Here is a 15,315-nt window from a genome sequence, read left to right on the forward strand (position 1 = left end):
TCCGAATGACCGATTTAAAATTGAGCATCTTTGAAAAAAACATCACTGGATACAGTATGCTTCCCTCAATTTTTGTGCGTTTCAAAACTGTTTTAGTCTACACAGCCTTACTGTCGACTATGATTATTGCAGGGTGTACCATGCCCGAACGGCAAGGGCAACCAACTTCTCAGCCTCAAGACAAGATCAGCGCAGAGATTAACCGCTATCAGGCCATTATTGACGCAGCCCATAACCAACCATCACTTGATGTGATCCGTGCTTACATTGCACTGGAGCCTCATGTGACAGATGAAGCTGGCCGACAGAAGAATATTGATGAGACATGGCAAGTTCTGACGCATCTTTCTCCACAACAACTCAGTGAGTTGGTGATTAACGCCAATGAATATACGTTGCAGGGCTGGCTCGATTTACTCAATGCTTACCAGACTAATAGGCAGGATCTCGATAAATTGCGTTCTGCCATCCACGATTGGCAAATCCGCTATTCAAATAATCCTGCTGCACGTAGCTTACCTACCGAACTGCAACAAATGCTGCAAAAATCAAAAGATGGTCATGCAATCATTGGCCTGTTCCTGCCGTTGAGCGGTCAGGCAAAAGTGTTTGGTGAAGCTATTCGTCAGGGTTTCCTTGATGCACAAAAAGGATTGCCAAAGCCGTCATTGCCAGCCAATGTTACAGATTCAGGCAGTAACGATACAACCAACGCTGCACATACTCAGAATACAGACGCCACCGCTGCGGCATCAACACCAGAAGGAGAATCAGTGGCTGGTACTTCAGTTGCCAGTATTTCAGATGCTAGTAACACACCGCTTGCGGATGAAACTAACCGATCATCTTCAACCGAAATTTCAGCAACCACTACTTCTTCCACAATCAATGATGCCCCGGTTAATGATCAAGCCGTAAAAGTCTATGATACCAACAGCCAGCCACTCGCAAATCTACTCGCGCAAGCAGAGCAAGATGGCGTGACATTGGTTGTTGGGCCATTATTAAAACCTAATGTGGAACAATTGGTACAGGTTGAGACGCCATTGAATATTCTGGCCCTCAATGAATTGGATGTGCCACAAGTACGGCCGAATATCTGTTATTTCTCACTGTCTCCTGAAGATGAAGCGAAAAGTGCTGCCATACATATTTGGCAGCAACAGAAGCGTAATCCCCTGATCTTAATACCTCGTACCGATTTGGGCAGCAGGGTTGCAAAAGCCTTTGCAAAAGAATGGCAGAAACTAGGCGGTCAGGCGGTATTACAGCAAACTTTCGGGACTACGGGAGAAATGAGACAATCCATGAACCGTGGCGTTGGCATTCGCATGTCTGGCACACGGGTTCCGGTCAGTGCTTCTGTGACAGATTCAGCTCAGGGCAATATTTCCCAGAGCAATATTTCTCAGGACAATATTTCTCAGAACAATATTTCTCAGAACAATACCAATACACCGGTTATTTCCCCAAGCTCAGCCAATGGCCCGGTGGATGCGGTTTACATTGTTGCAACAGCGGATGAACTGTCAATTATTAAGCCAATGATCGATATGGCGATCAGTTCCCGCAAAAAACCAGCTCTTTATGCCAATTCACGCAGTAATAAATCAGGTACAGGCCCGGATTTCCGACTAGAAATGGATGGCATGCAGTTCAGCGATATCCCATTGCTGACAGGTACGAACGTTCCGCTGATGCAGCAAGCAGCCAAAAAATTTACCAATGATTATAGCCTGATGCGCCTTTACGCAATGGGGATAGATGCGTGGTCACTGGCAAATCAGTTTACGCAGATGCAACAAGAGAGTGGGTTCCGTTTGAATGGCGCATCAGGGGAACTTTCTGTCACAGATAATTGCATTATTTCGCGACAGCTACCCTGGATGCAGTTCAGCAATGGCCGTATCACACCTGAAAATTCCAACCACGTGGGAAATAGCACTGGCACTGACGGCATAAATAACCCCGACAATGTGAACGATTCAGATAATGTAAATAATTCGGGTCAAAGTAATGCGGTACAATAAGTACCGGACTGACGTAATAAATAACGCAAATACATGGCGTGAGTATAGGCGCGTTCAACTGTTGGCGCGCCTTCTGCCTCACTGACTGTAAATCAATAGGTATCATGTTTTATTGGTTATTTTAGGATGAAAAAACTAACAACTAATCGCTATGCGCAGGGACGCCATTACGAACATCAGGCTAAACAGTTTTTACAGAAACAAGGGCTTGCCTTTGTTGCAGAGAATGTGAAAATTCGTGGCGGGGAAATCGATCTGATCATGCGTGATAAACACACATGGGTATTCGTTGAAGTCCGTTTCCGTCAGAACTCACAATACGGAGATGCCATTGCTACAATTACCAAAAACAAGCGTAAGAAGCTGCTGCATACAGCCGCTGTTTGGTTGTATCAACGCAATGAATGTCTGGAAACGGCCTCGTGCCGCTTTGATGTTTGTGCGATAACAGGTCAGAAATTTGAATGGCTGAAAAATGCTTTCACCCTGAATGAGAACCTATTCCTGTAGATTCTCAGTTTTCTCGCTAAATAAACATACCCAATATACATAGGTCATAACGTGCTGGATAGAATTAAAGTCTGCTTCACAGAAAGTATTCAAACTCAGATCGCAGCAGCAGAAGCATTACCCGACGCAATATCACGCGCCGCAATGATGCTGGTTCAATCACTGCTGAACGGCAACAAAATTCTTTGCTGTGGTAACGGCGGGTCTGCCGCAACCGCACAGCGTTTTGCCGCCAGCATGATAAATCGCTTTGAAACAGAGCGCCCAAGTCTGCCAGCTTTGTCACTGAATACTGATAATGTGGTGATCACTGCCATCACCAGTAGTAAACAGCCTGACGAAATCTACGCTAAACAAGTCAGAGCATTAGGGCATGCCGGAGATGTTCTGCTCGCCATTTCTACGCATGGAAACAGCCGGGATATCATCAAAGCAGTGGAAGCGGCTGTCACGCGTGATATGACGATTGTTGCGCTAACAGGTTACGATGGTGGAGAAGTGGCGGGATTACTGGGGCCGCAGGATGTTGAAATCCGGATCCCCTCACACCATAGCATCAGGATCCAAGAGGTTCATATGTTGACAATCAATTGTCTGTGCGACTTAATCGACAATACGTTATTTCCTCATCAGGATGAATAAGGAGCCAACTAATGCGATTATTTTCTCTATTATTGGTATGTTTCAGTGCAATGTTATTACAAGGATGTATTGGCGCTGCTGTCGTGGGTTCCGCCGCGATTGCGACAAAAGCAGGTTCAGATCCACGGACTATCGGGCAGCAAGTTGACGATACGACTTTGGAAGCCCGGGTCAGCAATGCGATTAGCAAAGACCCACAAATTAAGGCACAAGCCCGGGTCGTGGTCACTGTATATCAAGGCAAAGTTCTTTTGACTGGGCAAAGCCCCGATATGGCTCTGGCTGATCGGGCAAAGCAGATTGCTTCAAAAGTTGAAGGCACCGACGTGGTATATAACGAGATCCGCCAAGGCAATCCGGTTGCTCTGGGTACTGCCTCCGCAGATACTTGGCTGACAACCAAAGTTCGTTCGAAAATTTTAACCAGTGATGCAGTCAAATCCTCCAGCATCAAAGTAGTGACTGAAAACGGTGAAGTCTTCTTGTTCGGTATTGTGACTAAACAAGAAGGGGCAGCCGCAGCGAAAATAGCCAGTGAAACCAGCGGCGTCAGACGCGTGACAACAGCCTTTACTGATCTCAACTAAAGAATTCGATTTAAACGCTCAACGACAGCCTACAAGCGGCACAAATCAGTGCCGCTTTTTTATTGGTTTTCCACTCTTACCTCAGTGGATTTTCTATCTCAAATGATGTTGCTTTAGGAAGTTCTCTCCCCCCATTAACTGCATTTGCCGCAAAACCCATTGTTGACGTTGCAATATATAGGCAGAAGGCGCATTGATTTTATAACGGTGAGGATTTGGTAATACAGCCGCGAGCAACGCAGCTTCAGACGCGGTCAATCGGCTGGCGGGTTTACCGAAGTAATGCTGAGCCGCTTCTTCCACGCCAAAAATGCCATTGCCAAAATCAGCAATATTGAGATAGACCGTCAGGATACGCTTCTTTGACCACAATAATTCCAGTACTGCCGTTATTCCCGCTTCCAGTCCTTTTCTTACCCAACTACGCCCTTCCCACAAAAATAAATTTTTGGCTGTTTGCTGAGAAATCGTCGATGCTCCCCGCATGCGCGACTGATATTTTTTGTTATGCTCCATTGCAGTTTCGATAGCATCAAAATCAAATCCCCAATGTTTTGGGAATTTTTGATCTTCGGCGGCAATAACGGCTAATGTCATATAAGGCGAAATTTGATTCTGATCCACCCATGAAGAACGAGAAACATAAGATAAATTAATTGAGATTAAGGCGCTTATTTGTCGCTCTATCATCACCATAGAAAACGGCACCGGCAGAAATGAAAACGCGATTACAGCAACAAACCATAGGAGTGTGATCCATACGGCAATTCTTTTCAGCCAGCACCATAATATTGAAAAAGGATTTTTCATCCGCTTACTCAATCATTTCCAATATTTTCCTAACCAATTTATCAATACCTTTTTCTGCCTGGGACAAAGATTCTGCGAGCATATAGGCTGGGGTTGTTACAATTTTGTTTTCAAAATCAACGACAATGTCATCAACAGGACATTCAACGTGTATGCCGCCCATTTTCTCTATTTGTGCAGCCGTTTCAGGATCATTACCTATGGTGACTTTTATCGGTTTGCCTAATATTTTAGGTACCATAACAGGCGAAATGCACATAAACCCCATAGGTTTGCCTTGTTGATACATTCCCTGTATAATACTTAATAATTCTTTATTTATTTCGCAATCTGACCCTTTAAATGCGAAATTACATAAATTCTTGGCTGCACCAAATCCTCCCGGAATAATTAAAGCATCCAACTCATTAATATCAACTTGCGATAAAGGTTGTATATTTCCCCGTGTTATACGGGCAGATTCTTCCATTACATGGCGGATTTCTTTTTTCTCTTCCCCATTAAGGTGATTAATAACATGGTGTTGTACCTCATCAGGTGAAAAAAAAGACACTTTAGCGCCAAGACGGCTTAAAGAGAGCATAGTCAGAACTGATTCGTGAATTTCACTTCCATCGTACACTCCGCAACCACTCAATATAACGGCAATAGATTTCATATTTCTCTCCATTTGTAGTAGATTAATGCTTAACCCCTTAGAGGGTTAAACACCAATCTTCATCACAGATTTTAATGAATCTTGTAACAAAAAATCTTATCTTTGCTATGTTGGTACCTGTGTTCTGTGTAGAAGAATTCTTTCATTACTCGCATCGAAAATAAATCTTAGATAAGCGGGTAAACAAGTTTCCCTGGTGTTGGCGCAGTATTAGCGCACCCCAACTTCGGTTGGGGTTATTTTTTTGTAACGTCCGACAACCAATTTCTCAATATTTCTATATCATTCTTCCACTCCAGCTTTAACTCATCCACCCATTCCTGCACATTATCCCACCATGCCGGTAAATCAGGTGATTGAATCTGCTGGGCCAACTGCTGTAAATGACGCAATCCAACAGAACCCGCAGCACCCTTGATCTTATGCGCTTCTTCCGTAATGCCTTTTTGATCTCTGGCAGTCATGTTCGAATCCAGTAAAGCGAGGTAACCGGGCATCATGGTTTCGAAAATAGCCAGATTGTCAGCAATCATCTTTGGCCCAACCAATTCGATATACTGGTTAAGCAATTCCATATCGAGTCGTTCTTCATCTTTTTTCACAATATCAGCCTCTGGTAATTTGCCTTCAGAATCAGATGCCTTACCCCAATATCTTTCCATCGTGGCAATCAACTCCTTGACGGAAAGCGGCTTATTGAGAACGTCATCCATACCTGCATCAAGGTATTCTTTCTTATCCTTTAACACATTGGCTGTCAGGGCGATTAATGGAGGTAAGGATTGAGAGGAGTAACGCTGGTGTAACTGACGCGCAATATCGAGCCCTGTCATATCCGGCAATTGGATATCCAGTAACACCAAGTCATATTCGTCAGGATCAAACATCGCCAGCGCATCATGCCCGTTCATGGCAACATCGACACTATTTCCCAATTTCTCCAATACCGAACGGGCAACGATGACGTTCAGTTCAATATCTTCCACCAGCAAAATATTAAGAGCAGGCAATGGCAAAGTATCTTGATCTTCTTTTCCTTCGGGATGTTCATCAATGGCCGGAGCAACCACAGACAAAGTAAAGCAAGAGCCTTGACCTAGCGTGCTTGTCACGGCAATGTCTCCTCCCATGCTTTGAGCAAGGCGTTTCGAGACAGCCAGACCAATCCCTGTTCCTGTCGCAGGGCGTCCGCCAGCACTGTCTGTCACCTGGTAGTACATGGCAAAGATCTTTTCCAGCTCATCAGAAGGAATACCGATGCCAGAATCCGTAACTTCAAATAACAGCCGCTCTCCTTCTTCACGCCAGATACGCACCCGAATTTCCCCTTTAGGCGTAAATTTCACGGCATTGCTAATCAGGTTCCATAAAATTTGTCGCAGGCGTGTTCCATCGGTCAAAACCTTAGCAGGCAGTGACGATGCAGGTTCCAGTACGAATTTAATGCCTTTCGGCTGTGCCAGTAATCCCGAGATGTTTTCCAAATCCACCATAAAACCGGTGAAATCGATCGGCTGATTGTCCAACTGGATTTTACGCCGCTCAATTTTATCCAACTCAATAATATCATTGAAAATATTTCCAAGAGTAATGGCACTGACATGGATAGTTTCCAAATATTTACTCTGCTCTGGTGTCAAGTCGGTATCCATCAAGATCCGGCTCAACCCAACAATGCCATTTAAAGGCGTACGAAGCTCATGGCTAATCGTAGAGATAAAAGTGGTCTTATCCCTGCTGGCATTCTCCAAAGCATCCTGATAGCGCTTACGCTCCGTTATATCCCGTCCGAATCCCATTAATCCATGTCGCTTTCCAACGCGATCATAAAAAGGGACTTTTCTGAGTTCAAAACAGGCCTTGCGCCCATCGGGATAAACCAGCCATTGTTCGTAAGTCAGGGAGACATTATGGCGAAATACTTTTTCGTCAGTTTCCATCACTTTACTGGCAATTTCTTTATCGTAAACTTCCGTCGGGGTCAGGCCAATAAGCTGTTTTTCACTTCTGCCAGTCAGCAGTTCCATCGCCCGATTACAGCCGGAAAATTCATTGTCTTCATTGCGGTAATAAACCAAATCCGGAGAAGCATCCAAAAATGAACGCAATAGTACTGATTGCTGTTCAAGCTCAATCTGCGTTTTTTCACGATGCTCCATTTCCAATTTAAGTTTATCCAGCAATATCAGATGCGCTTTTTCCGCTTTTTCCCTGTCGCTGATCTCTTGATTCAATTGAGCAATGTTTTCTTTGAGTTGCAGATTCAAAATAGCATCACGCTGACGCATCTCTTCCAGCTTATCGACCAGGCTGGATAAACGTTGGCGAGATTCTTCAAGTTGTTCCACAACGATGGAAAGAAAGTAAACGGCCCAAGGGGTAATCACCAAACCAAAAAAGATAGAGCGAATTAAATCAATACGCTGTACTTCCCCATGCAATACAAATGTAACTGCCATTTGCATGACCATCGCAAGAATAACCAGAGCAGAGGCAAGCAATATCGAAAAACGCACCAACCCCAGTTTCATCATCAAATCTACATAATATTGGGCAAGCCCTCGAATCAGCTTCATAACCGTTCCCAGTAAAGTAATTTCCAGTAAAGTCACCAGATTGAATCATAACGTAAAAAAGGCTCGACTTCGTTGAGGGATATCACTCCTAATTCACAATAGAATAAAAACACATAAAAACAGAATAATTATTCATTTAACTTTTTAACCTCTTTTTTAGCCCAAGAAACAATCAATCATTTATTCTTATCAAACATAAAATACACAACAAAATTCCTAAAAAATAAAAAACTATAGATTAAAACACTGGTAACATCGTGTTTTAGAGCATATCTAAAATAGATAATGCGACAATTTTAGTGATATAGCTCACACCATTTAAGGCTCATGATCTTGGTCACAAAACACAAAACAACATTATTTACTATTTAAATTCAATTACATAAATAAAACATCATTGCAATAAACCTCATTTGACATTATTTGACCTGCTCTCTTTTTACCGTTAAGTTGGGGATTCACTGAAAATCACCTGCCGGATAATTACTCGGCTCATATTTATGCAGTAACACAACATCATTTTGATTTACCGCTTGTTATTGCCAATAAAGTTATTGCCAATAAAACAAGTGGCGATTGACTGAGGGCGCAAATCAGACGCCTGTAGAAATAATATATCTATATCATCTCGCGAGTGATGTGAGAGCTGGACAGAACTTGGGGAGCTTTACAATGTTGTATGATAATTTGCAGGAAAAAGACAACTGTGGTTTTGGATTAATCGCACATATTGAAGGAGAGCCAAGCCACAAAGTGGTGCGCACCGCCATACATGCACTGGCTCGGATGCAGCACCGGGGCGCGATTTTAGCGGATGGAAAAACGGGCGATGGTTGTGGCTTATTAATGCAAAAGCCCCATCGTTTTTTTCAGATGATTGCCAACGAACATTCATGGCGGCTAGCCAAGAACTACGCCGTCGGTATGCTGTTTCTGAGTCAGGATGCCAAAATAGCCCAATCATGCCGTGACATCATCGAACAAGAATTACAAAACGAAACCTTATCTATTGTGGGTTGGCGGGAAGTTCCCATCAATCGCGATATTTTGGGGAATATTGCCCTATCAAGCCTGCCTCGTATTGAACAGATTTTTGTCAATGCACCTGCCGGATGGCGCTCGCAGGATTTAGAACGCCGGTTATTCGTCGCCCGACGCCGTATAGAAAAACGCATCACTGACAATGATTTTTATATTTGCAGCCTGTCTAATCTGGTCACAATTTACAAAGGGCTGTGCATGGCTGCGGATTTACCCCGTTTCTATCCAGATTTGGCCGACTTGCGGATGGAATCTTCCATCTGTTTATTCCACCAACGTTTTTCAACCAATACGGTTCCCCGCTGGCCTCTGGCACAACCGTTTCGTTATCTGGCGCATAATGGGGAAATTAATACCATTACAGGTAACCGTGAATGGGCTAAAGCGAGAGCCTATAAGTTTCGCACGCCACTGATCCCTGATTTGCATACCGCGGCACCTTTCGTAAATGAAACAGGCTCAGATTCCAGTTCATTGGACAATATGCTGGAGCTGTTCCTCAATGGCGGTATGGATTTAATTCGCGCGATGCGACTGCTGGTTCCGCCTGCATGGCAGAATAACCCGGATATGGATGATGACCTGCGCTCATTCTTCGATTTCAATTCCATGCACATGGAACCGTGGGATGGCCCTGCCGGCATCGTTATTTCTGATGGGCGCTATGCGGCTTGTAATCTGGATCGCAATGGCCTGCGCCCTGCCCGTTATGTGATTACCAAAGATAAGCTGATTACCTGTGCTTCTGAAGTGGGGATTTGGGATTACCAGCCCGATGAAGTCGTGGAGAAAGGCCGCGTTGGGCCGGGTGAATTAATGGTCATTGATACCTATGCAGGCCGCATTCTTCATTCCGCTGAAACGGATAATGATTTGAAACTCAGACATCCCTATAAAGAATGGCTGGAGAAGAATGTTAAACGTTTAACCCCATTTGAAGAATTGCCGGAAGATCAAGTAGGTCAAAGGGATTTAGATGATCGGCTGTTAGCAACTTACCACAAGCAATTTGCCTACAGTAATGAGGAATTGGATCAGATTATCCGTACCCTTGGTGAAAATGCCCAGGAAGCTACCGGTTCAATGGGAGATGATACGCCGTTTGCCGTACTCTCCAGCCGCCCGCGCATTATTTATGATTACTTCCGTCAACAATTTGCCCAAGTCACCAATCCCCCCATCGATCCGCTGCGTGAAGCCCATGTGATGTCATTGGCTACCCGTATTGGGCGGGAAATGAATGTCTTTTGTGAAGCGGAAGGGCAAGCGCATCGACTGAGTTTTGAATCTCCGGTTCTGCTCTACTCTGATTTCGTGCAACTGACTACGCAGCAAGAATCCTATTATCGTGCTGATACGCTGGATTTAACCTTCAATCCACAGGAAACCAGCCTTAAAAGTGCAGTTGCAACCTTATGTGAAAGTGCCGAAAAACTCGTCCGTAATGGCGCGGTATTACTGGTGCTATCCGATCGCAATATTTCACCCGAAAAGCTGCCAATCCCTGCCCCAATGGCTGTCGGCGCCATTCAGCACTGTTTGGTTGAGAAAAACCTGCGCTGCGATGCCAACGTGATCGTAGAAACGGCCAGCGCGCGTGATCCACATCATTTTGCTGTATTGCTAGGCTTTGGTGCCACTGCGGTTTACCCTTATCTGGCCTATGAGTCACTGGGAAAAATGGTGGATGATGGCACAATCAATACGCCATATGCCCGCGTTATGCTGAATTATCGCAACGGGGTTAATAAAGGGCTGTATAAGATTATGTCCAAAATGGGCATATCCACTATCTCTTCTTATCGCTGCTCTAAATTGTTCGAGGCTGTCGGCCTGCATCCTGAGGTGACAGATGTCTGTTTCAATGGGGTTGTCAGCCGTATTGGAGGGGCGGATTTCAGCGATTTTGAACAAGACCTGCGGAACCTTTCCAAACGCGCATGGCTACATCGTCACACCATCGATCAGGGCGGGTTGCTGAAATATGTCCATAATGGGGAGTACCATGCTTATAACCCTGATGTCGTCAATGCCTTGCAGGCTGCGGTTCACAGCGGCAAATACAGAGATTACCAAAAATATTCCGCATTAGTGAATGGACGCCCTGTCACAACGCTGCGGGATTTACTGGCTATTGCACCGAAAGGCGAGCCGATAGCCATTGAGGATGTTGAACCCGCAGAAGCCCTGTTCAAACGTTTTGACACAGCAGCCATGTCGATTGGGGCGCTAAGCCCTGAAGCTCATGAAGCGCTGGCAGAAGCGATGAATACCTTGGGTGGTTTTTCCAATTCTGGCGAAGGCGGGGAAGATCCCGCTCGTTACGGGACAAAGAAAGTTTCCCGCATCAAACAGGTCGCATCGGGTCGGTTCGGGGTTACGCCAGCGTATCTGACCAGCGCCGATGTGATTCAGATAAAAGTCGCACAAGGCGCAAAACCGGGGGAAGGCGGTCAGTTACCGGGAGATAAGGTAACGCCTTATATTGCCAAATTGCGTTACTCCGTACCGGGAGTCACACTGATTTCTCCACCACCACATCATGATATTTACTCTATCGAAGACCTGGCTCAACTGATTTTCGATCTTAAGCAAGTGAATCCGAAGGCGCTGATTTCAGTGAAACTGGTTTCAGAGCCGGGTGTGGGAACGATTGCCACAGGTGTCGCCAAAGCCTACGCCGATCTGATTACTATTGCCGGTTATGACGGGGGAACCGGTGCGAGTCCCTTGTCTTCCGTAAAATATGCCGGTTGTCCGTGGGAATTGGGGCTGGTGGAAACGCAACAGGCACTGGTTGCCAATGGGCTGCGCCATAAAATCCGCCTTCAGGTTGATGGGGGATTGAAAACAGGTCTGGATATCATCAAAGCCGCTATTTTAGGGGCGGAAAGTTTTGGTTTTGGTACTGGCCCGATGGTGGCCCTCGGCTGTAAATATCTGCGTATCTGCCACTTAAATAACTGTGCGACGGGCGTTGCGACGCAAGATGAAAAACTGCGTCAATCTCACTATCACGGCCTGCCAGAAAGAGTCATTAATTACTTTCACTTTATTGCGCAGGAGACACGTGAGCTGATGGCGCAATTAGGCGTGAAGCGGCTTATTGATTTGATTGGCCGAACAGACCTGCTGGAAATACTTGAGGGGATTTCTGCCAAACAAAGTAAGCTCAGTCTTGAGCCTTTACTGGAAACCGCAGAGCCTCACGCGGGCAAAGATTTACATTGTACGGAGGATAACCCTCCCTTCGATCAAGGTGGGTTAAATAAATCCATTGTCACTCAAGCCATGCCTTATGTGGAAAATGCACAGAGTAAGACGTTCTATTTTGATATCCAAAATACTGACCGCTCTGTGGGGGCATCACTCTCCGGCGAGATTGCGGCGCGATATGGCGACCAAGGATTAGCGGCCGATCCGATCAAACTGCATTTCTCCGGTACGGCCGGGCAAAGTTTTGGCGTCTGGAATGCAAGTGGCGTCGAATTGACCTTAGCCGGCGATGCCAATGATTATGTCGGTAAGGGTATGGCAGGAGGCAGAATTGTTATCCTCCCTCCTGTGGGTTCAGCCTTCAAGAGTAACGAAGCCACCATTATCGGCAATACCTGTCTTTATGGCGCGACAGGTGGAAAATTATTTGCCGCAGGGCGTGCCGGTGAACGCTTCGCGGTACGTAATTCCGGTGCTATCACTGTGGTCGAGGGGATCGGCGATAACGGCTGCGAATATATGACCGGTGGCATCGTCTGTGTCCTCGGCAATACCGGCGTAAACTTCGGGGCAGGCATGACCGGCGGATTCGCTTACGTGCTTGATGAGTCCGATGATTTCCGCAAACGTGTTAATCCAGAGCTGGTGGAAGTTCTCTCCATGGATGCCCTCGCCATTCACAAGGAACATCTGCGGGGATTAATCACCGAACATGTCCGTCTGACGGGTTCTCAACATGGCGAAAGCCTATTGGAGAATTGGTCACAATGGGTCAATAAATTTGCGCTGGTTAAACCCAAATCCAGTGATGTCAGCGCGTTGTTGGGACACCGTAGCCGTTCTTCTGCGGAATTGCGGGTTCAGGCACAGTAAGGAGTCAATAATGAGCCAGAATGTTTATCAATTTATCGACTTACAGCGTGTCGATCCGCCGAAGAAGCCATTGAAAATCCGGAAAATAGAATTTGTGGAAATTTATGAATCATTTTCAGAAATTCAGGCGCAAGCACAAGCAGATCGTTGTCTTGCATGCGGGAACCCGTACTGTGAATGGAAATGTCCCGTACATAACTATATTCCAAACTGGCTGAAACTTGCCAATGAAGGGCGCATCATCGAAGCCGCAGAGTTATCACACCAGACCAACAGCCTGCCAGAAGTCTGTGGACGAGTTTGTCCACAAGATCGCCTGTGTGAAGGCGCCTGTACGCTGAATGATGACTTTGGTGCAGTCACTATTGGCAACATTGAACGCTACATTAACGACACGGCGATAGCCATGGGTTGGAAACCGGATATGTCACATGTAACCCCGACAGGCAAACGGGTGGCAGTGATTGGCGCTGGCCCTGCGGGATTGGCCTGCGCAGATGTCCTCACTCGTAACGGCGTGCAAGTTGTGGTTTATGATCGCCACCCTGAAATCGGAGGCTTGCTCACATTTGGCATTCCTGCTTTCAAACTGGAAAAAGAGGTGATGATTCGCCGCCGTGAAATGTTTTCCGATATGGGTATCGAATTCCGCTTAGATACTGAAATCGGTAAAGACATCTCACTGACCGAACTTACAAAAGAATTTGATGCTGTATTTCTTGGTGTGGGCACTTACCAATCCATTCACGCCGGGCTGGAAAACGAAGATGCAGACGGGGTATATGATGCCCTGCCTTTTTTAATCGCTAATACGCGTCAGTTGATGGGCTTCTCTTCCCTGCCAGAACAGCCTTATGTTGATATGAAAGGTAAACGTGTCTTGGTTCTGGGTGGCGGTGATACAGCCATGGACTGCGTTCGTACTTCAGTTCGCCAGGGCGCTACGAGCGTTATCTGTGCTTATCGCCGGGATGAAGAAAATATGCCCGGTTCTCGCCGGGAAGTGAAAAATGCTAAAGAGGAAGGTGTTGAGTTTCGCTTCAATCTTCAGCCAATGAGTATTGAAGTTAATAGCACTGGACAAGTTTGTGGCGTCAGGGTCGTGAAAACACAGCTAGGTGCCATAGATGAAAAAGGCCGTCGTGAAGCTGAAATCATTCAAGGCTCCGAATTCCTGATAGAAGCTGATGCGGTGATTATGGCGTTTGGTTTTAAGCCTCACACGATGAGCTGGCTAGACGAACATCAAGTCGATCTCGATCAAAAGGGACGCATTATCGCCCCCGAATCCAGTGAATTACCTTTCCAAACCAGTAACCCTAAAATATTCGCAGGTGGAGATGCAGTACGCGGTTCTGACTTAGTCGTCACTGCAATCGCTGAAGGCAGAAGAGCCGCTTCCAGCGTTCTTGATTATCTTGAAGTGTAATACTTAATTTTCCCTCTTTATTTCTCCCTATTTTCTCCGGCAGAAAGCCGGAGAAAATTTCAATAAATTAAAAGAATCCTGTTTTTTTATTTTGTTCTTACTACCACACTGATTTTATTTTTTGGATTTATGCGATTATTCTTATATCCTAAAGTCAAATATTCCAATTTAATCTCCCACTCGTTACAACAATACAACAATAGTGCAATACCGTAATACAGCAACAAGGTTTATTGTTTTCGAACAGAAAACTTCTCAGTGTAACTGATTAAATAGAACTAAATTAAAAGACCACTAGAGTGATAATAACTAGGAAGAAATATATGCGCTTATTCACACAAGTACTCTTCTTCTCCTTCATGTGCTTGATAAGTTTGCCATCGGTTGCCAGATTTGCTACGCCCGAAAAGATCATGCAGCAAGTGCAGGAAAGAGGGGTGAATGCTGTTGTGGCTGAATTAAGCGAAGAACGAGAATGGAGTAATATTACCCATAACATCTCAACGGGTGATAGCCAATGGGTACAACTTGCCTTCAAATTATCCCAAAATATTCACCCAACCGTTTCAAAACAGATCACCAACGCTATATCACTTGCTTTGGTTAATAATCCTGCCGAGGTATTAGAATTAACAAACAAACATCGCGTTCTTTCATTTGCTGATATTTGTAATATTCCTCCAACGATAATAGGAACATCGAAAAAGAGAGCATTTTTTAAGGACGTGATGGACAGCCTAAAAGAGGCAAATAAGTCTAATTTTGGAAAAAATCGGGACAATATCGAAACGTGTCGATGGGAAATTGAAAAGGCAGCCAGTATCTATTTTTGACAAAAATAAACGGATCTAAAAAATAAAGGAGAACAATGTCTCCTTTATTTTTACACCATTGCTATTCCTTTCTTATTTCAAACCGCTGCTTTTATAGGCTGAAATTTGAA

The 15,315-nt window shown here is 45.1% G+C and carries 10 protein-coding genes; 7 read left to right on the forward strand and 3 right to left on the reverse strand.

Translation table 11 applies throughout. The annotated features are described in order from the left end of the window. The first annotated feature begins 56 nt into the window (after positions 1-56). From Xmir_RS18380 to dolP, 4 genes are all read left to right on the forward strand, one after another. Positions 57-2,030, forward strand: coding sequence for a penicillin-binding protein activator (locus Xmir_RS18380; protein WP_099115575.1), 1,974 nt, complete (start codon positions 57-59; stop codon positions 2,028-2,030). Positions 2,031-2,156: 126 nt separating this feature from the next. After that, complete coding sequence (locus Xmir_RS18385; protein WP_099115576.1) at positions 2,157-2,540, forward strand: YraN family protein; 384 nt, start codon at positions 2,157-2,159, stop codon at positions 2,538-2,540. A 51-nt stretch (positions 2,541-2,591) separates the two neighbouring features. Further along, positions 2,592-3,182: a DnaA initiator-associating protein DiaA gene (gene diaA, locus Xmir_RS18390; RefSeq protein ID WP_047964279.1), complete on the forward strand. Its 591-nt coding sequence runs from the start codon at positions 2,592-2,594 to the stop codon at positions 3,180-3,182. Positions 3,183-3,193: 11 nt separating this feature from the next. Next, entirely contained in the window at positions 3,194-3,769 is a 576-nt protein-coding gene (gene dolP / locus Xmir_RS18395) for a division/outer membrane stress-associated lipid-binding lipoprotein (RefSeq protein ID WP_099115577.1), read from the forward strand. A 93-nt stretch (positions 3,770-3,862) separates the two neighbouring features. Here the strand turns inward: dolP and mtgA are convergent, their stop codons facing one another. The 3 genes from mtgA to arcB all read right to left on the reverse strand — a co-directional run bounded on the left by mtgA (position 3,863) and on the right by arcB (position 7,813). Next, on the reverse strand, positions 3,863-4,579 hold the full coding sequence (gene mtgA, locus Xmir_RS18400; RefSeq protein WP_099115578.1) for a monofunctional biosynthetic peptidoglycan transglycosylase: 717 nt from the start codon (positions 4,577-4,579) through the stop codon (positions 3,863-3,865). 4 nt (positions 4,580-4,583) lie between these two features. Further along, complete coding sequence (elbB, locus tag Xmir_RS18405) at positions 4,584-5,237, reverse strand: isoprenoid biosynthesis glyoxalase ElbB (RefSeq protein WP_099115579.1); 654 nt, start codon at positions 5,235-5,237, stop codon at positions 4,584-4,586. A 236-nt stretch (positions 5,238-5,473) separates the two neighbouring features. Continuing rightward, complete coding sequence (arcB, locus tag Xmir_RS18410) at positions 5,474-7,813, reverse strand: aerobic respiration two-component sensor histidine kinase ArcB (protein WP_099115580.1); 2,340 nt, start codon at positions 7,811-7,813, stop codon at positions 5,474-5,476. 672 nt (positions 7,814-8,485) lie between these two features. On the opposite strand from arcB, the gene gltB reads away from it, so the two are divergent. The 3 genes from gltB to Xmir_RS18425 all read left to right on the forward strand — a co-directional run bounded on the left by gltB (position 8,486) and on the right by Xmir_RS18425 (position 15,205). After that, complete coding sequence (gltB, locus tag Xmir_RS18415) at positions 8,486-12,943, forward strand: glutamate synthase large subunit (protein ID WP_099115581.1); 4,458 nt, start codon at positions 8,486-8,488, stop codon at positions 12,941-12,943. Between the two features lie 10 nt (positions 12,944-12,953). Beyond that, the gene (locus Xmir_RS18420) at positions 12,954-14,372 is read left to right on the forward strand and encodes a glutamate synthase small subunit (RefSeq protein ID WP_099115582.1); all 1,419 of its coding nucleotides are present in this window, start codon (positions 12,954-12,956) and stop codon (positions 14,370-14,372) included. A gap of 323 nt (positions 14,373-14,695) precedes the next feature. Further along, complete coding sequence (locus Xmir_RS18425; protein WP_099115583.1) at positions 14,696-15,205, forward strand: hypothetical protein; 510 nt, start codon at positions 14,696-14,698, stop codon at positions 15,203-15,205. Positions 15,206-15,315 lie beyond the last annotated feature (110 nt).

The organism is Xenorhabdus miraniensis, assembly GCF_002632615.1.

Coding starts and splice junctions, on each gene's coding strand:
- Xmir_RS18380 (WP_099115575.1), top strand. CDS start 57: ATGCTTCCCTCAATTTTTGTGCGTTTCAAAACTGTTTTAGTCTACACA.
- Xmir_RS18385 (WP_099115576.1), top strand. CDS start 2,157: ATGAAAAAACTAACAACTAATCGCTATGCGCAGGGACGCCATTACGAA.
- dolP (WP_099115577.1), top strand. CDS start 3,194: ATGCGATTATTTTCTCTATTATTGGTATGTTTCAGTGCAATGTTATTA.
- mtgA (WP_099115578.1), bottom strand. CDS start 4,579: ATGAAAAATCCTTTTTCAATATTATGGTGCTGGCTGAAAAGAATTGCC.
- elbB (WP_099115579.1), bottom strand. CDS start 5,237: ATGAAATCTATTGCCGTTATATTGAGTGGTTGCGGAGTGTACGATGGA.
- arcB (WP_099115580.1), bottom strand. CDS start 7,813: ATGAAGCTGATTCGAGGGCTTGCCCAATATTATGTAGATTTGATGATG.
- gltB (WP_099115581.1), top strand. CDS start 8,486: ATGTTGTATGATAATTTGCAGGAAAAAGACAACTGTGGTTTTGGATTA.
- Xmir_RS18420 (WP_099115582.1), top strand. CDS start 12,954: ATGAGCCAGAATGTTTATCAATTTATCGACTTACAGCGTGTCGATCCG.
- Xmir_RS18425 (WP_099115583.1), top strand. CDS start 14,696: ATGCGCTTATTCACACAAGTACTCTTCTTCTCCTTCATGTGCTTGATA.